This window comes from Acinetobacter sp. YH12106, from assembly GCF_013418995.1.
Classification (GTDB): Bacteria; Pseudomonadota; Gammaproteobacteria; order Pseudomonadales; family Moraxellaceae; genus Acinetobacter; species Acinetobacter pseudolwoffii.
Map to the genome: position 1 here is coordinate 1 of NZ_VPAV01000017.1, position 19,615 is coordinate 19,615.

A 19,615-nucleotide genomic window follows, 5' to 3' on the forward strand; every position below is an offset into this window, starting at 1 on the left:
GAAAATGTATATCGTTGGCAGAAGAAATTATTTAGACCAGTTATCAAAAACTTCATTGATGACTTTATTCTCGATAAAAATCATCTGCTACCACAGAGAATCTATAAATAATAGTGCGTAAGTCCTACCAGTTTAAATCATGAGAATATTTACATATTTTATCTTTGCATTATTGTGTTTTAGTGCAGATTATAACTTTGCAGATGGTGCATATTTAAAAATAGAAATAACGGCAATAACCATTTTAGGACTCGTTTCCTATAGTCTGGTTTATTTGACTCTCTTCGAAAAAATGTCGGATGAGCTGTATAGTCCACATTTAAAAATCATCTTGTGTTTAGCTTTGCATTTGATCGCTGTTGCGATCTTTTATATGAAATATCGTAAACACTACAGATCTACTAAATCATGAAAATATATTGAGATTCAGGATAGATGTTGAGCTTTTTGACAATGATGATGCATATAAAATAAAGAGGTACCTCATGCCAAGAATATTTATCAGATTCTCAAGGTGCATTTTACTTATTTCACTATTCACATTGGCGGGGTGTGATACATACATGTGGCGAGCTAATATCAAGCATTTAGATAAAATAAAACAAAGTGGTTATTTGCCGAAACTCAATCGTGATCGCGATATCGAAGGCCCTGATGTGAATCAAAATGGAATTCGTGATGATGTTGATCTTTATATTGAAAAGAATTTTATAAATATGGAACAAAGACAGGCGGTAAAACAATTGGCTATGGTTCTGCAAGAGAGCTTATTACTCGATACTTCTCAGCAATACCCGCTACGAAAAATTGCATTTGAAAAATCGCGCGCGATAGGCTGCATTTACGAGCGTTTTTCTCAAGATACTTTGTACAAACCATCCAATGTCGTTCAGCATGTCATTGCAGTCACCACAAACACAAAACAGCGCTTTAAGGCGTATTTAGCTTTTAGTAAAGCGATGGATGGTAAAAGTATCACACTTCCAAATGAGAACTTATGTAATGAATAATTCATGCTTACAGCAAAGTCACTTCTCATGTGGAAATATCAGAAAATTACTAATCATTAATTTTCTTAATTTTCAATAAATAACATTTAAAAATATTAACTTAATTATACTTTATGGAAAAATAATTTAAAAATATCTATAATTACTTAATTCGTATCCACCTTGGGGTGGATTTTTGCTTTTTAAGCATTCTGATTTTTTAATTTAACTTCTCCCACTGAACTTGGTTTAGATTTTGCTTTCATATTGTATATAAAGTGCTATGGTATGTTTTATGCACAACTTTATTGCACTATAAAAGAAAGATGGAATAGATCAGTTCAATATCAATTCTCAAGTATGAGGTGATGACATGGCTAAAACACTTGGAATAATGGATAAGGCGGCAATGCGTCAGAAAGGTTGGATGTTGTTTGCTATTGTCGTAGGACTACAAATATTGTTTGTTGTGGGCAGTTATTTACTTCAAGGCTCTTAATTATCTGATTTAAAAAACCACCGTTGAGGTGATTTTTTCATAAATTGTTAGACTTACTTTTTTATAAGAATATTCGTTACTTTGAAGGATGAGGGATATATTCCGTAAGGTAACCAAAATCCTTCGTCAGACTGATAGAATGTCTATATCCCACAGGCTGACAGGTGACATCCATGTCGATGGTCAATTAAATATGATTGATGGAATAGTTAGATTATAAGTTGAACCTGCTTCAATACCGCCTTTAACGTATTTTCATAATCAAAAGATGCATTGGTACTGTCCTGATAACGCCAAGCCACATAACCATCTGGACGAACCAGCACCGCACCTGATTCATGAACTTCAGACTTGGCATTCCAAGTACCATAGACATCACGATACTCACGTGAACCAATCTGAATTACATCTAAATAAGGTAAATCTAGAGTCTCGGCAGCCAATCTCCAGCCTTTACCTGATAAACCTGTCAGTAAGGTAAAACGGCCTTTACCGCTAATATCCAAAGTGGATTGCTTTTGGCCTTTGCTATTGATTAGCCAGGTATGTGGAACTTTGGCACCTGGACGAGTCGTGGCTTGCAGATAAAGCTGTTCATCTTTGTCAAAGATCTCAGGCTCAGCTTCATTCATTACCGCATTTGAGCTATAGCGCTGATTCAGTTCAACACCTTGGGCATTAAATTCAAAATGCTTAATCTCAAGTGCTTCAAATAACTTTTTACGAATTTCGGCACCTTGCTCATCTTCAGCAAAAATACGTTCCAGCATTTGTTTTTGCGTAGTGATGCCTTGGTCAAAACCAAAGACTTCTTTTAAATGCTTATAGTCAAAACGAGACTGGTTGGCACGTGCGACTATCTGCTTGCCTACAGGCGCACGTTCAGACGTATATGAATCGAGGAGGGAAGGTGCGGCCCAACCTTTGATTGCATAGGCGAGTTTCCAGCCAAGGTTAAACGCATCCTGCATACAGGTATTTGAACCTAAACCGCTTGAAGGCGGGTGACGGTGTACAGCATCACCACCACAGAACACGCGGCCTTTAGAATATTCAGTTGCCCAAGTCTGGTTTACATACCAGTAGGACAGTTTTTGGATTTCAACATCTTCCACTTCAGCGCCAACAAATGTATTCAGACGCGATCGAACCTGTTCTTCAGTCACTTGTGGCTCGCCTTTGGAAATGTCAAAGCCCCAGCCCATAATCCATTCATTCCAAGGCGTAATGGCACGTAGCAAGCCCATGCCGAGATCACCAAAGCTGGCTTCAGGATTGACGATCCATTGCAGAATGGCAGGGCGGTGCTGAATATATTTGCTTAAATCGGCTTTAAAAGTCACATAGACTGTACCCGCACGCGCCATCACACCTTCGAGTGGTAGCTCAAGTTGCTCAACCACTTTTGAGCGTGCGCCATCCATACCAATCAGATATTTGGCTCTTAAACTAAATTCTGTGTTGGTAATCCGGTTCAGGAAAGTAGCGGTGACACCATTTTCATCCTGAACATGCGATAAATATTCAGTATTGAAGTTATAGATTGCACCGCGCTCACCGGCATTCTTGACCAGTAAGGCTTCCATTTTCGGCTGAATCAAATCCACCAATGGACATGGACTGCCTTTGATATAGTCGCCATGACGTTCATCACCTGTGCCCCAAGCGCTTAAACGGGCAATTTCTTCACCGACCAGACTGGTGGTAATCAGGCTTTCGCCCATGTGTTCCCACGGTGTCGCAATTTCTTTGACTTGTTCTTCAATGCCTAAATCACGTAATACTTCCATAGCACGCTGATTGGTAATATGTGCACGTGGACTATTGGCCAGCCAGTTAAACTGTGTGAAGAGTTGAACTTTAATTCCATAGTTTGCCAGTGCTAAACCTAAGGTCGATCCTGCAGGTCCTGTGCCAATTACCAATACGTCAGTATCGTAATGCTGTGTCATACATGACTCCATGTGTCTGTCTGAAGAACAAGATTTGAATATATTTACAATCCAGTGTAGTGAAATTCAGGCAATACAATAGGAGTATTCATATAAACTATAGGTCTATTGAGATTCTTACTACTTTCTCGTTTGGCAGCTTAAAATGCCTGAGAATATGCGGCTGAGTTTATGGAACTTCGACATTTACGTGCTTTTTTAACAGTAGCTCAGGAACAGAGTTTTACCAAAGCAGCAGATAAGCTGTTCACGGCGCAGCCTTCTTTAAGTCAGCAGATTAAGGATCTGGAGCAGGAAGTCGGTGTAATGCTGTTTGACCGTTCATCCCGGCAAATCAAACTGACCGATGAGGGGCAAGCTTTTCTGATTCATGCTGAACAGGCGCTTGAAAGTGCCAAACTGGCAGTTGCCGCGGCGCGTCAGGTGGCGCAGCAGAAAAATAACCAGATCCATATTGGCTTTTTAAATGTTGCAGAACTGAAAGTGATGCCAAATATTCTGGCCAAACTGAAGCAGAATATTCCTGATTTAAAAATTCATCTGCATAGTCTGACCTGTATGGAGCAGATTCAACGCCTGAAAAATGCCGAGCTGGATTTGAGCTTTACCCGCTATTGTCTGCAACATCCCGATTTTGACAATATTCATTTAATGAATGAACAGATTTATCTGGTGGCAGCCGAGTATTTACATCCCACAGATCGGCCATTGAAGTTACAAGAACTGAAAAATCATCAGTTGATTATGTGTGAGCAAAATGCCTCGCCAGTCTTTTATGCGCAGTTGAATCACCTGATGTCTTTTGAACAATTGCAGCATGACCAAATACTGTGGGTTACCAATGTGTTGCAACATATTAACCTGATCAATATGGGCATGGGTTTTAGCTTCGTCCCGGAATATCTGCTGCGTTTTTTAAATGAGCATGTGAAAATCGTGCAAACAGATCAAGTCCTGCCACAATTAGGACTTTATGCAACATTTAACAAGAATTCTCATAATTCTGCATTGAATATTATTACCCAGGCACTGGACAATAGATCTTAAATAAGCCATTGAAAATGTTGAAGGGAAACATGCTAAAACTCATTTATTATGTACCAGATGAACATCTTGAAGTGACTAAGGAAGCCTTGTTTAAAGCGGGTGCAGGCGGCATCGGAGATTATACCCACTGTGCCTGGCAGGTACTGGGAACAGGACAGTTTAAAGCGCAGCAAGGTGCAGATCCTTATATTGGTGAAGTCGGGGAATTAGAGCAGGTTGAAGAGTGGCGAGTAGAAATGCTGGTTGCTGATGAAAAGGCGGTCGAGGTCGCCAAAGCTCTGAAAGCAAGCCATCCTTATGAAGAGCCTGCTTTTGAGTTTATTCAGCTCCTGGATATTAAAGTCTAAACGTGCAACCTTATTGCTGCTAGAAGTAATGGTGCGCATCGTGTTTTAGCGTACCATCAGCTTATCTGTTTAAAATGATTAACCTCCTTTTATGAGTATAAAATCAGTCATCATCATAAAAATAAAACAGGAAAATAATAATGCAGTGGTCAAAACAGCTCGGCAATATCCTCAAGAATACGCTCAGTAAAACTATCAAACATGGTGCGGGAATCCTGCATAGCCGCATTCCCTATTCTCATGACAATCCCTATCTGGATGGCATATTTGCGCCACAACGACAGGAGCATTTTGCTACTCAATTGATGGTAGATGGGCAAATTCCTGTAGAACTAGAAGGTGCGCTGATGCGGATTGGCCCGAATCCGATCACGGTAAAGAACCCACGAAATTATCACTGGTTCACCGGTGACGGCATGATTCACGCGCTGAAACTCAAAGCTGGTGAAGCACATTGCTATAAAAGTGCTTATGTCGGATCGGCCAGTGTGCAGAAAAAATTGCATAGACCCCAGATTTTAGGGAAAACGCGTGGAGTCGCGGATGCGGTCAATACCAATATCATCCACTTTGCCGGGAAAATCTGGGCACTGGTCGAAGCGGGGGCTTATCCGATCGAAGTAAATCGTGAACTGGAATCAAAACGGCATCAACTTTTTGAAAATGATCAGGATTTACCGTTTACGGCTCATCCGCATATCGACCCGGAAACAGGAGATATTCATGCGGTTTGTTATGATGCCTTGAATCATCATCAGGTTTTTTATTTACATATTGATGCTCAAGGCAAACTGCAACATCATGTCGAAATTCCAGTCAAACATGGCCCGATGGTGCATGACTGTGCCATTACTCAATCTCAGGTGCTGATTCTGGATTTGAATGTCAACTTTTCTATGCGTAGTGCCTTAAAAGGCTCACTATTACCCTATCAATGGAATCCTAAACATCAGGCTCGTATAGGTATGCTGCCTTTTGGTGGCAGTGCGGCAGACATCCGCTGGTATGAGATTGATCCCTGTTTTATTTTTCATACGGTCAATGCTTATGACCTGAACACAGGTGATGTAGTGATGGATGCAGTGGTACATTCCAAGGCACTGGTCAGTTCCATTCAGGGACCAATAGAAGATCAGGAGATTCGGCTGGAAAGATTGATCTTCGAGCAGCAAACAGGAAAAGTCACTCGAACTGTATTATCCAATATCAAGCAGGAATTTCCGCGGATCAATGAAGCCTATACAGGGCGGCCTTATCGCTATGTCTATAGTATTTCCTTTGCCGGCTTTGATGATCCTTATCATGTTAGCAGTAATACACTCTTGTACCATGATCTGGAAACCGGCAGTACAGCAAGCTATTCCTTTGGAGCAAACTGGGTTACAGGTGAGGCAGTTTTTGTCGCCCGAGAAGGTGCTCAAACAGAAAATGATGGCTGGCTGATGTCTTATCTACACGCCTTGGATGGCAGTCCATCGAAAGTGGTGATTTTAGATGCGCAATATATTCAGAAGGGGCCTATTGCCACGATTCATTTACCGGTTCGTGTACCCGTCGGATTTCATTGTAACTGGATGGATGACCGGAAATTGAGAACTTATTATTCTTAGATTTTGATGATGCATAAGCACTTTGGGTGCTGGCACAGTCTCATATCGCGTGAAGATTTAAATCTTTATTTAATAGGTTGATGTTACTTTGAAGGATGAGAAGGGTAGGTCTAAATTAACCGAGATCCCAGGTTAGGCAGAAAATTCATTTCTGAATCTCTGCCTAAGAGTGGTATTCATATCGCCAAGAATATCAAATCAAAGATTTATTCTTCTATTGCTACTGTTAAACTTTCTGGATAAATAACTCACGATCAAAACGGTATTGCGGGAAGAACACGCCGTCTTTGGCGCGTTCACCTGCACCAATCACCATGACTGGATATTGCTGATCATTTAAGCCCAAGATATCGCGTACCATCGGTTCATCAAAACCTTCCATCATGCAGCTGTCAAAACCATAAGCACGTAAGGCCAAGACCAGATTTTCGCAAGCCAGTGCCGTTGTTTTGGTTGCCCAAAGTTTGGCATCATTTGGACTAAAGGCAGAAACAGGCATCTGTTTATCTAAAGTGCGGGCAACTTTGAAAGCCACTTTTTTAAAGTTGCCAAAGACATTTAAATAACCGGTTTTATAGTTATATGGAATGTATTTATAGTATTTTTTGATGGCAGCTGGCGCTTCCGGATATGGAAATTCATTGACATTCCGTTTGGCCATTTCATCAATACGGTCGGTACGTGCCACACAGATAATCAGCTCAGAAGCCGTTTTTGCTGCCAGTTGGCTCATGCAGGCTTTGACCAGTCGCTTTTTCTTCGCTGGGTTTTGTACCACATAAAATGTCCAGGGCTGCAAGTTTGACGAATTGGGAGCCAGCAACGCCAGATCCAGACAAGCATCAAGTACATCTTCTGGAATTGGTTTTTTGGTAAATTTACGCACTGAACGACGACTTTCGATCACTTTACGGAAATTATCGACATCAATATCCTGTGGAGCAGGTTCATAATAACGTTTTTTATCAGGATTGGCGCTATCAATGGTTTCAGGAGACTGGGCAATAATGGATGAATTTTCAGTAGACATATTCTTTATTCTTACAGGTAAAGGAATCAATGAGGCAGTCTAAACCAGCTCATTGAGATCCTAAGTTTGAAAATTAGTTGAATTGTGTGAAATCAGGTTTACGTTTTTGCATAAAAGCTTGTACGGCTTCCAGCATTTCCGGAGAGCCAACGCGCTGCATGAAAATTTCTGCTTCATGATCGATGCAGGCCACAATTTCATCCAGATTATGTTTCATCAAGGCTTTGGTTTGCTTCAAAGATGCCAAAGGTAATGCTGCTAAAGTCTGCGCCTGTTTTTGTGCAGCCGCATAGGCATCTTCTTCAATACTATTCACCAGACCGGCACCGAGTGCTTTTTCGCTATTGAATTTTTGTGCAGTCAGCAATAATTCAGCCGCTTTATGATAGCCCGCCTGCTGAATCAGCAATTTGCTTGAAGCGCCTTCAGGCGATAGGCCCAGACTGACAAATGGAATCTGGAACAGGGCAGTATTGTCACTATAGACCAAGTCACAATGCAATAAGATGGTTACCCCAATCCCGATTGCAACGCCACGTACCGCTGCAATTAAAGGCTTGGAAAACTTGGCAGCCGCTTTGAGTAAAATAAAGGGCGGGCCTTCAGCCGCAGGGGCCTGACCTTTCTTGGCAGCAGATTTCATGAAATCCTGCATATCATTGCCCGCGCTAAAGTCCGTGTCCTGACCGCGTAACACCACCACACGCACCTGATTGTCCTGATCTGCTTCATCGAGCGCTTGAGCAATCCATAAATACAGCTCGCTGTATAAGGCATTTTTCGCTTCCGGGCGATTGATGGCTAAAGTGAGTACGCCATGTTCTAAATTCGCATGCAAATGCTCATGAGGTTGTTGAATACAGCTCAGTGTCATCGTACTATCCTTGCTTTAAAACTTAATTTGATTTTATGAGATTGATTATGTCGCATATTTATTGGGGCGGCACAACTCATGAGTCATAAAAATGATCTGTTATGAACTATACATTTGATTATCTGGTTTTCATTGGCCGTTTTCAGCCTTTTCATCTGGCGCATATGCAAACCATTCAGATTGCTTTGGAACACAGTCAAAATGTGATTTTGGCCCTTGGTTCTGCGCAGAATGAACGCAATATCAAAAATCCATTTCTGGCTTCGGAACGTGAAGCCATGATCCTTGCAAATTTTAGTCCGGAAGATCAGGCGCGGATTCAATTTGTAGAAGTCATTGATGTTTATAACGATGAAAAATGGCAAAAACTGGTGAAATCGCTGATAAATCAGGCCATAGAACCGAATGCCAAAGTCGGACTGATTGGACATTTTAAAGATGATTCTTCATATTATTTAAAATTTTTCCCGGAATGGGAAATGGTCGAACTGGAAAGCCTAGAAGGTGCTTTATCCGCTACGCCGATGCGTGAAGCTTATTATCGCGGTGAAATTCAACGGGATAAATTTCCACAAGGCACGATTGAGTTTCTAGAGCAATTCCAGCATACCGAAACCTATCAGCAACTCAGTCAAAAATTTGTCCAGAAGGATAAAAGCAATCTGGCCTGACTCGATCAGATGGCTAGAGGCTGATTCATGGTGGTCTGAGCATGCTGTTTTAAACATTCACCCAGAATCGCCAGAGCAGGAGACTGCTGTTTCCAGTGATGCCAATACAAGGGGACTTCAATTCGCATTTCACCGGAAAGTTCAATCAATTGTCCTGATTCCAGCAAATGCCGGGTTTGATAATCCGGCAACCAGCCATAACCCAAGCCCATGACAATGGCATCAAAAAATGCATGCGTCGATGGAATAAAAAAGTGAGGATATTGTGCCGGACTCAGGCCAAATTCTTGCTGGATATACTGGGTATGCAACTGGTCTTTTTCATTAAACAGAATCGCCGGTGCGTGGCGTAAGGCATCACGATGTATTCCTTGTTGAAACCAGTTCCGGGCAAATTCAGGCGTGGCAACCAGACGGTAGTGCATTTGTCCAATCCGCTCGGCCAGACAGCCTTTCATGGCTTTGGCTTCAGTGCTCAAACAGGCATTGACCAGTCCGGCTTCCAGTAAATGATGGGTTTGTGATTGGTCATCCAGTTGAAAATGCAGCACAATTTTATGCTGGATCAGTTGGGCTTGTAAGGTCGGCAATAACCAGGTCGCAAGTGAATCGGCATTGGTGGCAATATTCAGACAGTAAAAACCTTCCTGTTGTACCTGTCCGCCCAAATCCTGCATCAAATTCTGTTCTAGCAAACGCTGATGCTGTAAATAATGCAATAAAGTTTGTCCAGATTGAGTCACGCGACAAGGCCGGTCTCTCACCAGCAGCAAGTGTCCCAATTGTTTTTCCAGACTCTGAACACGAAGGGTCACTGCTGAGGCAGTAATATTGAGTTGTTCTGCCGCCAGATCAAAACTTCCAGTTTTTGCAACCGCGTAAAAAGCATCACATTGTTTCGCATTCAGCATCGCTACAATCTAAGAAAAATTTAGTTAAATTGATATTAACTTAGTTTTAATGAATAGCTTCCTTTTTGTTGAATAATTCATGTATTCAAAAAAGGGGAATGTGATGTTCAGTTATATGGTCAGTGGCTTTGCTGTAGGTATGAGCCTGATTGTCAGTATCGGGGCGCAGAATGCCTTTGTACTAAAACAGGGTTTAAAACAGCAGCATATCTTCCTGGTCTGTTTGACGTGTGCCTTGTCTGATACTATTTTGATATTATTAGGTGTTTTTGGTTTTGCTCACATCATTGAACATTATCCAAATGCGGTTATGTTTTCTAAATATATTGGCGCAGGATTCCTGTTTTATTATGGTCTGCAACATGCAATCAATGCATTTAAATCAACAGAAGTTTTGGCTCCAAGTGATCAAGTTACAGCACATTTTTTACAAGTGTTGATGATCTGTCTGGCATTTACTTGGTTAAACCCGCATGTTTATTTAGAAACCGTCATCCTGATTGGTTCAATTTCAACGCAATATAGCCTAGGAAAATGGTGGTTTGCGCTTGGTGCTGTGTGTGCATCCTGGTTTTTCTTTTTTAGCTTGGGCTATGGGGCAAAGATATTGACACCCTGGTTTCAGCATCGCCATGCCTGGAAGGTTCTGGATGCTCTCATTGCTTGTACCATGTGGATCGTCGCAGGGTCATTAATTCTAAGTATTTAATTCAACTGGTAATATAAAAATCCTCAATTGAGGATTTTTATATTTTGAACAAGAGAATGCGAGTAAGGTCTGTAATTGATATTTGTCTAAACATTTTTCAAAGAGAATCACAATAGAAAATGGAGTTTGCAGTGCTCGCTGTGTAAGCAAATTTTACTTCAGATTTTGTTGGAATATATGATCATATTTAGGAGATGAATTTTAAAATCAAAGTATTAACAGTCTCCATTCGATGAGCATACTTCGATTAAGCCATTTCTTAAAAATAAATACTAACGATTATTTTTTCCATTAGTCACTAAGGGTTTTACAAAAACTTCAGTTAACTGGTATAAAAATAACGAAAACAAAAATTCTAAAACTGAAAAGAAAATTTAATTTCAGCTTGAAGCGTGTATCTAAATCCGATCAATAAGAAATTAAACAAGGTGGATTTAAAATTGAAAACAACAATAAAAACTGGACTGATTGGCCTGGCAATCTGTTTATTTTTCAGCAGTCAGACTTTTGCAAAATCATGGACGCTCACTCCTAAAAGTGATGTCGGCTTTGAGATCAAGTCAATGGGACTGACTGTGGTCAAAGCCAAGTTTAATCAGGTGCAATCCAGCATGCAGTTTGATGCCAAGGCACCGCAAAATGCTTCAACGCATCTGGTCATGGATGTGGAGAGTTTGAGTTTTAATAAACCGTTATTGAAACATATGATTTTGGGTGAAGACCTTTTTTATGTTGAAAAATACAAAACGGTAAGTTTTAAAAGTATCCAGTTTAAAGACCTGGGCAATGGTAAATACAATGTTTTAGGTAATTTGACTTTGCGTGGTGTGACCAAACCGGTGATTTTTGAAACAACCTTTAAGTCGAGTCTGTCTAATGACAACTTGCTCGAAGTCCAGGCATTTGCAGTGATTAACCGCAGTGATTTCGGCATGAGAAAGGGGATCGCAGGCGTAGGGGAGAAAGTGAATCTGCATCTCTCGGGTCATTGTGAAGTTAATTAAGGGTGTTTGAATACAGTCTTTTTTCAGATTAATAGACTGCTGCATGTCTATTGCTTAGCTTTAAAAATTGAAGCATAGAAGACATATAAAATGCTTGTATTACATCAAAGTAATCACAAAAAAAGCCCGATTTTTTCGAGCTTTTATCCTTGCAGGAAATAGTCAATTAAGCACTTTGCAGAGCTTTTAAATCTTCCAGGACTTGTTCGGCATGACCTGCGGCTTTGACTTTACGATATTCTTTGACCAGTTCGCCGTTATGGAAAATAAAAGTCGAACGCTCGATCCCCATGACTTGTTTGCCATACATGTTTTTTTCTTTAATCACATCAAAGTGATTACACAGGATTTCTTCTTTATCACTGATCAGATTAATACTCAGATTCTGCTTTTCAGTAAAATTTTGATGGGCTTTGACCGAATCACGAGATACGCCAATAATGGTGGTATTTAAAGCATCAAACTGATCTTTTAAACAAGAAAATCCGACGGCTTGAGTGGTACAACCCGGAGTAGAATCTTTAGGATAAAAATAAATCACCAGCCATTCTGTATCCAGCTGGGTTAAATTGATTTCAGCTGTCGTTGCAGGGAAACTCTGGTCAAGCAAACTGATGGCAGTCATATTAACTCCTGTTTTATTTAAATTTTTCAAAAAAATAAGCCACATTATAGTGGCTTATTTCATCAAAGAATAATGAGATATTATTTCTTCGGCGCAGCTTGAGCTGATTTCATTGCTTCTTCAGTCAAAGTTTTCAGTTTGCCTGTTAACTGTGGACCAAAACATGCTTGCAGGTCTTTATTCTGCTTCTGTACAAAAGCTAAAGTTCCAGGACTTTTCTTCTGATTAATGGTGCTTTGGATTTCCCATTTTTGTGCATTGGTTAGTTTACCATCTGCTTCAACAGCGCAAGTACAATATTTACTGACTTCAGCAGCGGTCAGTTTTTTACCTTTGCCAGTTTCATCTTTACAAACATTGATCAATGCAGATTTTACATTGGTGCTTTTATAAGCTTGTTGTAATTTGTCATCAGCTGCCTGAGCCGTTGTTGCGAACATAGCAGCAGCTGAAACAATTGCTGAAAGCACGATGCTTGATTTTAAATTCTTCATAAACTCTACCTTGTTATTACGGTATATAACGTGTCGGGTCTTCAACACCTGCGTCCGCAAAACCCTGTTTACGTAAACGGCAACTGTCACATTTGCCACAGGCACGTCCTTGGTCATCTGCTTGATAGCATGACACCGTTTGACTGTAGTCTACGCCATGTTCAATACCTAAGCGAATAATATTTGCTTTGGATAAATGTAACAAAGGTGTTTCAAATTTGAGCGCCTGACCCTCTACGCCAACCTTGGTCGCAAGGCGTGCCATGTTGGCAAATGCGTCAATAAATTCCGGTCGGCAATCCGGATAGCCCGAGTAATCAACCGCATTAATTCCGATCACAATTGCTTCGGCTTTAAATACTTCCGCAGCGGCTAAAGCATAAGACAGGAAGATGGTATTACGTGCCGGAACATAGGTAATCGGGATACCGGCTTGTTCATGATCAGGCACCTCAATGCTATGATCGGTAAGGGCTGAGCCACCCAGATTGCCCAGATCAATATTAATCACACGATGTTCCACACCGGCAGCTTGAGTCAGTGCTTTGGCTGCATCCAGCTCTGTGGTTGAACGCTGACCATACTTAAAACTGATCGCGATACATTCGTAGCGTGCCTGTGCCCAAGCCAGACATGTAGTTGAGTCTAATCCGCCAGATAACAGAACAATGGCACGAGGGCGCATAAGCTGATTCTCCAAAAAAGTAACTTTACAAAAAATTAACGACCAGTTTCATCATTCCATAACAACTTGTGCAGCTGTAACTGGAAACGAACAGGGAGATGGTCTTCTAAAATCCACTGAGCCAAATCACGCGCCAGTTGCGGTAAACGAACCGCGCCTTTTTCAACCGCAAATGCAGGCGAGAACCAGACTGTACTGACTTTCTCTTGAAGCTGATACTGTTCAAGCTGCTGCTTTGACCATTCATAGTCTTCACGGTTGCAGATCACAAACTTGATTTGATCATGTGGCGTTAAATGATCCAGATTGGATAACAAATTTCGTGCAACTTCACCTGAAGTTGGGGTTTTTAAATCTAGAACTTTGGAAACGCGCGAGTCTACTTTAGCAACATCTAAAGCGCCACTGGTCTCTAAAGAAACCTCACAACCTAAATCAGCAAGGCGCTGCATTAAAGGCAGGGCATTCGGTTGAGCCAGTGGTTCACCACCGGTCACACAGACATAGGGTGTTTTAAAATCGAGCGTGGTCTGAATAATTTCATCCAGAGACTGACGCTGACCACCTTCAAATGAATAGGTGGTGTCACAGTATGTACAGCGTAACGGGCAGCCGGTTAAGCGGATAAAAACCGTTGGCAAGCCCGCAGCATTGGCTTCACCTTGTAATGAATAGAAGATCTCCGTAATGCGTAAACCCGCAGACGGATCAGAAACTGGAATTGCGGAAGAACGAAGCGTATTCATAACAAAACTAACCACTGAGAAATAAATAACCGGGTATAAAAATAAAAATCCCTACGATCATGACTGATCGTAGAGACGGGGAGCGCTTGAAGCTCCGAGGAACACCAATGTGCCCTCTAAGTTAAGACATATTAGTCTTCGCGTAATAGATCGTTCAGGCTGGTTTTGGAACGAGTTTGCGCATCTACTTTTTTCACGATAATCGCAGCATAAAGGCTGTAAGTACCACATTTAGAAGGCAGACTACCTGCAACAACGACTGAACCTGCTGGTACGCGACCATAGTGAATTTCACCAGTGGCACGATCATAAATCTTGGTCGATTGACCAATGAATACGCCCATTGAAATTACAGAGCCTTCTTCAACGATCACGCCTTCAACGATTTCAGAACGTGCACCGATAAAGCAGTTATCTTCAATAATAGTCGGGTTGGCTTGAAGTGGTTCAAGTACACCACCAATACCAACACCACCAGACAAGTGAACATTTTTACCAATCTGTGCACATGAACCCACAGTTGCCCATGTGTCCACCATCGTACCTTCATCTACATAGGCACCGATGTTGACATAAGAAGGCATCAAGATCACGCCTTTAGCCTGGAATGAACCTTTACGCGCCACCGCAGGAGGAACTACACGTACGCCAGCCGCTTTGAATTGTTCTTCAGTCCAGTCTGAGAATTTAGTATCTACTTTGTCATAGAAACGAAGATCACAAGCTTGCATTGGTTTATTGTCGTTTAATTTAAATGATAACAATACCGCTTTCTTAATCCATTGATGAACAATCCATTCACCATCGATTTTTTCAGCAACACGTAAAGTACCATTGTCTAGACCAGCAATTACGTCCTCAACTGCTTGACGGATTTCAGCAGGGCAATCTGCAGCTGTGAAATTCGCACGATCTTCAAACGCTTTTTCAATGATTGTTGAAAGCTGCGACATGATCTTCCTTCCAGAAAAAATTTTCTAGATTTTACACTATATTGCATTAAAAATAGTTGAGCAGACTGAAAATAGATGAAAAATAGCCAAAAGTGTGGGAAGTTTGAAATAATGAACGTGATAAGTGTTATTTTTCATTATTTTAAAATGTAGTAGAAGTGTTAGAAAAAGCCAGGTTATCAACAAGAAAAACTAATTTGTATCAAAAAATAACAAAAGATCAGCAAAACATGAATAAAAAATATTTTTTAAGTCCTTTATATTGAACCCATCACGAATAACTAATGATCAAAATAAGTTCTTTTGAGGAGAGAAATAATGAAGTCTTTACATAAAATTTTAGCAGTTTCCATTTTGGCTGCAGCAGCTGGCTCTGCTATGGCTGCTGATGAAACAATCGTAACAGATGAAGGTGTGGCATCTTTTTCTTTCTTTAAACCCGCAGCTGTTCGTGCTGAAGTCGGTACTACAGGTTATGGCGGGGCAATTTCTTGGAATGCCAACCCATATGTAGGCGTGACTCTAGGTTATAACGGTGGTGACATTTCCTGGTCTGATGATTTATCAATTAACGGTACAAAATATGATCTAGATATGGACAACAATCTGACTTATTTAAATGCTGAAATTCGTCCTTGGGCAAACTGGTTCTACATGGCTGCTGGTGTCGCTTACATTGATAATGATTACGATCTATCTCGACGTATCGGTGGCGGTGAAACCTTAAGTATTGATAACAATGATTATCAGCTTGCTACAGGTGCCACAGAAGGTCGCGTAAACGGTAAGCTATCCTATAAAAATAACATCGCTCCTTATGTAGGACTTGGTTTCTCTCCGGCAATTACCAACCGTTGGGGCGTATTTGGTGAAATTGGTGCATACTACAATGGTAATCCAACCGTGGATTTGATCGCTACGGGTCTTGCACCTGTCGAGGGTTCTCCTAGCGTAGGTACAGCGATTGAAAATGAAGAACGTAAAATTCGCGAAGATAACAAATATGAATGGTTCCCTGTAGCAAAACTGGGTGTAAGCTTCCGCTTCTAAGCTTGAGCTGCATAAAAAAACGAGCTTCGGCTCGTTTTTTTATGCGTTGTAATGAAAGTTTTAAAAGTGATAACCCAGTTTTAAGCCCATGATCCAGGCACTATTATCAGAAACAGCGGATAAGCCTGCAATCTGAGGCATAAGTGACTCAGATGTTGAGACCTCAGGTTTTTGAAATTTTAAATAATAGAACCCTGTGGCAATATCCCAAGTATCTTGAATCTTGTAAAGATGACCTAGTCCAATACCCCAATATCCATCACTCGGATTTAATGTCGAAGCCGGATTTCCTGTACCGGAATCCCATAAAAGCTCGATAGAGTTTATGCCAAAGGAGGGCCATTGATGCGCCAGACCGATTTTGGCAGACCATTGATCCTCCCGATAATCAATCATCCTGAATGATTTTAATTCTGGGAACTGTAAGGCCGCATAGTCAATCACTGCACCGAATTTAGGCGGCTGAATGACAAAATTTTGCCAGTTCGACCAACGCAGTGTGCCATAAAAGGCATTTTGATAAGGCAATCCTGTTTGAAAATCCAGATGGATGGATTGAGGGGTTTGAATCTGGGTATAGGGGGAGGGATTGGTGCCTACGACAATCGATTCAGCAGTTTTATGATGGTGAGCAATGGCTGAACGGTAAGTCAGCGCAGTTCTAAAAAAATATTCGGGTAGTTGATAACTGAATCCTGCAAGCCAGCCCCAAGCGGGATCTTGTTCAAATGTAGCCCGATAACCATTAAATATATAAAAGGTTTGCCCGGATAAATATAAGCTTCCTTCCAGACTTTGATAACTTAGCCCTGTATAAAAATTCCAGTGATTATCCGGTTGGAAGCCGATTAATGATGTGAGATTGTGGCTATCAAACTTGATAGTCGCGGCCTCAACAGAAAGCGCTTCACCTGCAAAAACAGGATTATAACTATAAGCCACATCTACATGATAAGGCTGATCATAAATCAGTCCCCATGATAGTTGAGGGTGAAGCTGTAATTTTAAGGCAACATTAGAAATAAATTGCGTACTGGCAAGTTGGCCCGTAGAAAAGTCAGTAATACCCAGTTGTTGCAGCTGCTCGGTATGCTGTACCTGACCGCTAATATCAGGGCGAACCCAAGCCAATGAAATTTCAGCATAATGATTTTTTTCAAAAAAAGACTGAATACTTTGATTGGACTGTTCAAAAGCAGCGCTATAACCTGACCCAGAAAAAGCGCAGCCCATACAGAAAAGAGCAAATTTGCTGTCGATCATATTGGTATAATTCAATTTATTATTAATGTGATTATGCTTGATATTTATACAGAGTATCCACTTGAAAATAATAAAGAGGCTCGCTGGCCTCTTTGATTGAAAACTTATATATTTTTATTCGTCTGGATAGGCGACTTTTTTAAGCGCTTTAATATCGGCATCCGGCGAGCACAGGGAAATAAACTCGTAGCCATAACCACGTAGTAAATGTCCTTTACGTACCGCAATCCAGGTGGTATTCATGCCAAAAATATCCGTTTTAATCTGCTTTAAACGGTAATCACGCTCCGGGTCATAAGCGACATCGTTGACAATGCCGACGCCCATATTCATTTCCACATAGGTTTTAATCACATCGGCATCGAGTGCGGACATGACGATATCGACATCAAAGCCGGCTTCTTCAAAGGCAGTATCAATCTTGGAACGACCGGTAAAACCACCATGATAGGTAATAATCGGGTAATGGGCCAGATCTTCGATCCGGATCTGATCTTTAGTTGCAAGTGGGTGATTTTGCGGCGTAATAATACTATGTTGCCAGTTATAATAAGGTACGCTGACCAGATTGTCTTCAGTCGTCAGTGCTTCGGTTGCAATACCGATATCGGCTTGACCTTGCAGCAGCATTTCCGTGATTTCTACCGGGCTGGCCTGTTGCAGAATCAAATGTACTTTAGGAAATTCTTTTTTAAATTGGCTGACAATCGGCGGTAGCACATAGCGCGCCTGGGTATGCGTGGTGGCAATGGTCAAGGTGCCTTCATCAACTTTATTAAAATCATCAGCCAGTCGCTTAATATTATCGGCATCGACCAGCATGCGTTCCACAATCCCTAATAGTGCCTGACCCGGCTCGGTTAAACCCAGTAGACGCTTACCCTTACGGATAAACAGCTGCACGCCAAGCTCATCTTCCAGATCTTTAATATGCTTACTTACTCCAGACTGCGAAGTATAAAGTGCAGCTGAGGCTTCAGTTAAATTAAAGTTCTGTCTAACCGTTTCTCGTATAATTCTTAATTGTTGGAAATTCATAATTCTCTTTACCCTAGAAGAGGATGGGGCATTTCGAAGCCCCATCTTTTGGTCTTAAGCGACCTGATTTTCAAATAAATGCAAGTTCACCGCACTTAACCACACGGTTTGATTGGGGCGGAATTGGTGTGCTCTTGCTTCATCAGGTGTCAGTAAAATTTCAATCAAGTTACCCTGACGGTCATTCAGTTCTGCAACGACTTTACCGGCAATCCATAATTCACGTATGAAGGTGGCCTGAATGGCATTGTCTTGTGGCTGTGCATGAATGCGCAGCTCATCAGGACGTGCGAATAAAATCACTTCACCTTGAGCAGCATTTTTTGCGCCATCAAAGTGAATGCGATCTTGCCCGAGCTGAATAATGCCGCCGTTGTTCTGGCCTTCAAAACGATTGGCTTGACCCAAGAAATCAAACACAAATGGGGTTGCCGGCGTTTCATAGACCTCACGTGGCGAACCGATCTGTTCGACATTACCTTTGTTCATCACCACAATCTGATCGGCCACTTCCAGTGCTTCTTCCTGATCGTGGGTCACAAAGATCGAGGTGATGTGCAACTCATCATGCAAGGTACGTAACCAGCGACGTAATTCCTTACGGACTTTGGCATCCAGTGCACCGAAAGGTTCATCTAGCAACAGCACACGCGGTTCAACGGCTAAGGCACGTGCCAATGCAATACGCTGACGCTGGCCACCTGAAAGCTGAGCAGGGTAACGGTCAGACAGAAAACCCAGCTGAACCAAATCAAGTAAACGCGTAACACGTTTTTTAATTTCCGCTTCAGATGGACGGGTTTTACGTGGGCGAACACGCAGACCAAAAGCAATATTGTCAAATACCGTCATATGACGAAACAGGGCATAATGTTGAAACACGAAGCCGACTTCACGTTCACGTACATGAACATTGGTCGCATCCTGACCTTCCAGAATGACCTGACCGCCATCTGCAGATTCTAGACCTGCAATAATCCGTAGCAGGGTGGTTTTGCCGCAACCTGATGGGCCGAGCAGGGCCACCAGTTGACCATCTGGAAAATCCAGCGAGATATTTTTAAGTGCATGGAATGCACCAAAGTGTTTTTCAATATTTTGTACTTGAATACTCATGT

General features: G+C 41.5%; 21 protein-coding genes and 1 pseudogene. 10 read left to right on the forward strand and 12 right to left on the reverse strand.

Annotated features, from left to right (window positions below; all coding sequences use genetic code 11):
• The 3 genes and pseudogenes from FTU45_RS11390 to FTU45_RS15495 form a co-directional block, all read left to right on the forward strand.
• Window positions 1–111: pseudogene (locus tag FTU45_RS11390) on the forward strand (IS701 family transposase); the annotation flags it as partial.
• Window positions 112–563: 452 nt separating this feature from the next.
• Window positions 564–1,010 carry a hypothetical protein gene (locus FTU45_RS11395; RefSeq protein ID WP_157799600.1) on the forward strand — a complete coding sequence of 149 codons (447 nt, stop codon included), beginning with the start codon at window positions 564–566 and terminating at the stop codon, window positions 1,008–1,010.
• A 352-nt stretch (window positions 1,011–1,362) separates the two neighbouring features.
• Window positions 1,363–1,488: a KGW motif small protein gene (locus FTU45_RS15495; protein WP_252357259.1), complete on the forward strand. Its 126-nt coding sequence runs from the start codon at window positions 1,363–1,365 to the stop codon at window positions 1,486–1,488.
• A 209-nt stretch (window positions 1,489–1,697) separates the two neighbouring features.
• Here FTU45_RS15495 and FTU45_RS11400 read toward each other — a convergent pair whose 3' ends face one another.
• Window positions 1,698–3,440, reverse strand: coding sequence for an FAD-dependent monooxygenase (locus FTU45_RS11400; protein ID WP_100329053.1), 1,743 nt, complete (start codon window positions 3,438–3,440; stop codon window positions 1,698–1,700).
• A gap of 171 nt (window positions 3,441–3,611) precedes the next feature.
• Here FTU45_RS11400 and FTU45_RS11405 point away from each other — a divergent pair, with 171 nt between their 5' ends.
• The 3 genes from FTU45_RS11405 to FTU45_RS11415 all read left to right on the forward strand — a co-directional run bounded on the left by FTU45_RS11405 (window position 3,612) and on the right by FTU45_RS11415 (window position 6,444).
• A complete protein-coding gene (locus FTU45_RS11405) occupies window positions 3,612–4,487 on the forward strand; it encodes a LysR substrate-binding domain-containing protein (RefSeq protein ID WP_100329052.1) in 876 nt (291 codons plus the stop codon).
• A gap of 29 nt (window positions 4,488–4,516) precedes the next feature.
• Complete coding sequence (locus FTU45_RS11410; protein WP_005097590.1) at window positions 4,517–4,834, forward strand: hypothetical protein; 318 nt, start codon at window positions 4,517–4,519, stop codon at window positions 4,832–4,834.
• A gap of 140 nt (window positions 4,835–4,974) precedes the next feature.
• Window positions 4,975–6,444, forward strand: a complete 1,470-nt coding sequence (locus tag FTU45_RS11415) for a carotenoid oxygenase family protein (RefSeq protein WP_100329051.1) — start codon at window positions 4,975–4,977, stop codon at window positions 6,442–6,444.
• Window positions 6,445–6,670: 226 nt separating this feature from the next.
• Here FTU45_RS11415 and FTU45_RS11420 read toward each other — a convergent pair whose 3' ends face one another.
• Window positions 6,671–7,474 carry a nitroreductase family protein gene (locus tag FTU45_RS11420; RefSeq protein ID WP_005097588.1) on the reverse strand — a complete coding sequence of 268 codons (804 nt, stop codon included), beginning with the start codon at window positions 7,472–7,474 and terminating at the stop codon, window positions 6,671–6,673.
• A 73-nt stretch (window positions 7,475–7,547) separates the two neighbouring features.
• The gene (locus FTU45_RS11425) at window positions 7,548–8,348 is read right to left on the reverse strand and encodes an enoyl-CoA hydratase-related protein (RefSeq protein ID WP_005097587.1); all 801 of its coding nucleotides are present in this window, start codon (window positions 8,346–8,348) and stop codon (window positions 7,548–7,550) included.
• A gap of 101 nt (window positions 8,349–8,449) precedes the next feature.
• Here FTU45_RS11425 and FTU45_RS11430 point away from each other — a divergent pair, with 101 nt between their 5' ends.
• Window positions 8,450–9,019, forward strand: coding sequence for a nicotinate-nicotinamide nucleotide adenylyltransferase (locus tag FTU45_RS11430; protein WP_005097586.1), 570 nt, complete (start codon window positions 8,450–8,452; stop codon window positions 9,017–9,019).
• Window positions 9,020–9,024: 5 nt separating this feature from the next.
• Here the strand turns inward: FTU45_RS11430 and FTU45_RS11435 are convergent, their stop codons facing one another.
• Entirely contained in the window at window positions 9,025–9,930 is a 906-nt protein-coding gene (locus FTU45_RS11435) for a LysR family transcriptional regulator ArgP (RefSeq protein WP_100329049.1), read from the reverse strand.
• A 103-nt stretch (window positions 9,931–10,033) separates the two neighbouring features.
• On the opposite strand from FTU45_RS11435, the gene FTU45_RS11440 reads away from it, so the two are divergent.
• The gene (locus tag FTU45_RS11440; protein ID WP_005097584.1) at window positions 10,034–10,639 is read left to right on the forward strand and encodes a LysE/ArgO family amino acid transporter; all 606 of its coding nucleotides are present in this window, start codon (window positions 10,034–10,036) and stop codon (window positions 10,637–10,639) included.
• 440 nt (window positions 10,640–11,079) lie between these two features.
• Window positions 11,080–11,643 carry a YceI family protein gene (locus FTU45_RS11445; protein WP_051064995.1) on the forward strand — a complete coding sequence of 188 codons (564 nt, stop codon included), beginning with the start codon at window positions 11,080–11,082 and terminating at the stop codon, window positions 11,641–11,643.
• Between the two features lie 166 nt (window positions 11,644–11,809).
• On the opposite strand, the gene FTU45_RS11450 is transcribed toward FTU45_RS11445, so the two are convergent.
• From FTU45_RS11450 to dapD, 5 genes are all read right to left on the reverse strand, one after another.
• Window positions 11,810–12,268 (reverse strand): peroxiredoxin, encoded by a 459-nt coding sequence (locus FTU45_RS11450; protein ID WP_005170083.1) that lies wholly within the window; start codon window positions 12,266–12,268, stop codon window positions 11,810–11,812.
• Between the two features lie 80 nt (window positions 12,269–12,348).
• Entirely contained in the window at window positions 12,349–12,762 is a 414-nt protein-coding gene (locus FTU45_RS11455; RefSeq protein ID WP_005170085.1) for a hypothetical protein, read from the reverse strand.
• Between the two features lie 16 nt (window positions 12,763–12,778).
• The gene (gene queC, locus FTU45_RS11460; protein ID WP_005170088.1) at window positions 12,779–13,447 is read right to left on the reverse strand and encodes a 7-cyano-7-deazaguanine synthase QueC; all 669 of its coding nucleotides are present in this window, start codon (window positions 13,445–13,447) and stop codon (window positions 12,779–12,781) included.
• A 35-nt stretch (window positions 13,448–13,482) separates the two neighbouring features.
• On the reverse strand, window positions 13,483–14,193 hold the full coding sequence (gene queE / locus FTU45_RS11465) for a 7-carboxy-7-deazaguanine synthase QueE (RefSeq protein WP_100355703.1): 711 nt from the start codon (window positions 14,191–14,193) through the stop codon (window positions 13,483–13,485).
• Between the two features lie 131 nt (window positions 14,194–14,324).
• Window positions 14,325–15,146 (reverse strand): 2,3,4,5-tetrahydropyridine-2,6-dicarboxylate N-succinyltransferase, encoded by an 822-nt coding sequence (gene dapD / locus FTU45_RS11470; RefSeq protein ID WP_005097576.1) that lies wholly within the window; start codon window positions 15,144–15,146, stop codon window positions 14,325–14,327.
• A 318-nt stretch (window positions 15,147–15,464) separates the two neighbouring features.
• On the opposite strand from dapD, the gene carO reads away from it, so the two are divergent.
• Window positions 15,465–16,196: an ornithine uptake porin CarO type 6 gene (gene carO / locus FTU45_RS11475; RefSeq protein WP_180076423.1), complete on the forward strand. Its 732-nt coding sequence runs from the start codon at window positions 15,465–15,467 to the stop codon at window positions 16,194–16,196.
• 60 nt (window positions 16,197–16,256) lie between these two features.
• Here carO and FTU45_RS11480 read toward each other — a convergent pair whose 3' ends face one another.
• From FTU45_RS11480 to FTU45_RS11490, 3 genes are all read right to left on the reverse strand, one after another.
• Window positions 16,257–17,459, reverse strand: a complete 1,203-nt coding sequence (locus FTU45_RS11480) for an outer membrane protein transport protein (RefSeq protein WP_180076424.1) — start codon at window positions 17,457–17,459, stop codon at window positions 16,257–16,259.
• Between the two features lie 114 nt (window positions 17,460–17,573).
• A complete protein-coding gene (locus FTU45_RS11485) occupies window positions 17,574–18,497 on the reverse strand; it encodes a CysB family HTH-type transcriptional regulator (RefSeq protein WP_180076425.1) in 924 nt (307 codons plus the stop codon).
• 54 nt (window positions 18,498–18,551) lie between these two features.
• The gene (locus FTU45_RS11490) at window positions 18,552–19,613 is read right to left on the reverse strand and encodes a sulfate/molybdate ABC transporter ATP-binding protein (protein ID WP_180076426.1); all 1,062 of its coding nucleotides are present in this window, start codon (window positions 19,611–19,613) and stop codon (window positions 18,552–18,554) included.
• Window positions 19,614–19,615: the final 2 nt, after the last annotated feature.

Coding starts and splice junctions, on each gene's coding strand:
- FTU45_RS11430 (WP_005097586.1), top strand. CDS start 8,450: ATGAACTATACATTTGATTATCTGGTTTTCATTGGCCGTTTTCAGCCT.
- FTU45_RS15495 (WP_252357259.1), top strand. CDS start 1,363: ATGGCTAAAACACTTGGAATAATGGATAAGGCGGCAATGCGTCAGAAA.
- FTU45_RS11485 (WP_180076425.1), bottom strand. CDS start 18,497: ATGAATTTCCAACAATTAAGAATTATACGAGAAACGGTTAGACAGAAC.
- dapD (WP_005097576.1), bottom strand. CDS start 15,146: ATGTCGCAGCTTTCAACAATCATTGAAAAAGCGTTTGAAGATCGTGCG.
- FTU45_RS11415 (WP_100329051.1), top strand. CDS start 4,975: ATGCAGTGGTCAAAACAGCTCGGCAATATCCTCAAGAATACGCTCAGT.
- FTU45_RS11490 (WP_180076426.1), bottom strand. CDS start 19,613: ATGAGTATTCAAGTACAAAATATTGAAAAACACTTTGGTGCATTCCAT.
- queE (WP_100355703.1), bottom strand. CDS start 14,193: ATGAATACGCTTCGTTCTTCCGCAATTCCAGTTTCTGATCCGTCTGCG.
- FTU45_RS11435 (WP_100329049.1), bottom strand. CDS start 9,930: ATGCTGAATGCGAAACAATGTGATGCTTTTTACGCGGTTGCAAAAACT.
- queC (WP_005170088.1), bottom strand. CDS start 13,447: ATGCGCCCTCGTGCCATTGTTCTGTTATCTGGCGGATTAGACTCAACT.
- FTU45_RS11440 (WP_005097584.1), top strand. CDS start 10,034: ATGTTCAGTTATATGGTCAGTGGCTTTGCTGTAGGTATGAGCCTGATT.
- carO (WP_180076423.1), top strand. CDS start 15,465: ATGAAGTCTTTACATAAAATTTTAGCAGTTTCCATTTTGGCTGCAGCA.
- FTU45_RS11455 (WP_005170085.1), bottom strand. CDS start 12,762: ATGAAGAATTTAAAATCAAGCATCGTGCTTTCAGCAATTGTTTCAGCT.
- FTU45_RS11450 (WP_005170083.1), bottom strand. CDS start 12,268: ATGACTGCCATCAGTTTGCTTGACCAGAGTTTCCCTGCAACGACAGCT.
- FTU45_RS11425 (WP_005097587.1), bottom strand. CDS start 8,348: ATGACACTGAGCTGTATTCAACAACCTCATGAGCATTTGCATGCGAAT.
- FTU45_RS11480 (WP_180076424.1), bottom strand. CDS start 17,459: ATGATCGACAGCAAATTTGCTCTTTTCTGTATGGGCTGCGCTTTTTCT.
- FTU45_RS11405 (WP_100329052.1), top strand. CDS start 3,612: ATGGAACTTCGACATTTACGTGCTTTTTTAACAGTAGCTCAGGAACAG.
- FTU45_RS11410 (WP_005097590.1), top strand. CDS start 4,517: ATGCTAAAACTCATTTATTATGTACCAGATGAACATCTTGAAGTGACT.
- FTU45_RS11420 (WP_005097588.1), bottom strand. CDS start 7,474: ATGTCTACTGAAAATTCATCCATTATTGCCCAGTCTCCTGAAACCATT.
- FTU45_RS11400 (WP_100329053.1), bottom strand. CDS start 3,440: ATGACACAGCATTACGATACTGACGTATTGGTAATTGGCACAGGACCT.
- FTU45_RS11395 (WP_157799600.1), top strand. CDS start 564: ATGTGGCGAGCTAATATCAAGCATTTAGATAAAATAAAACAAAGTGGT.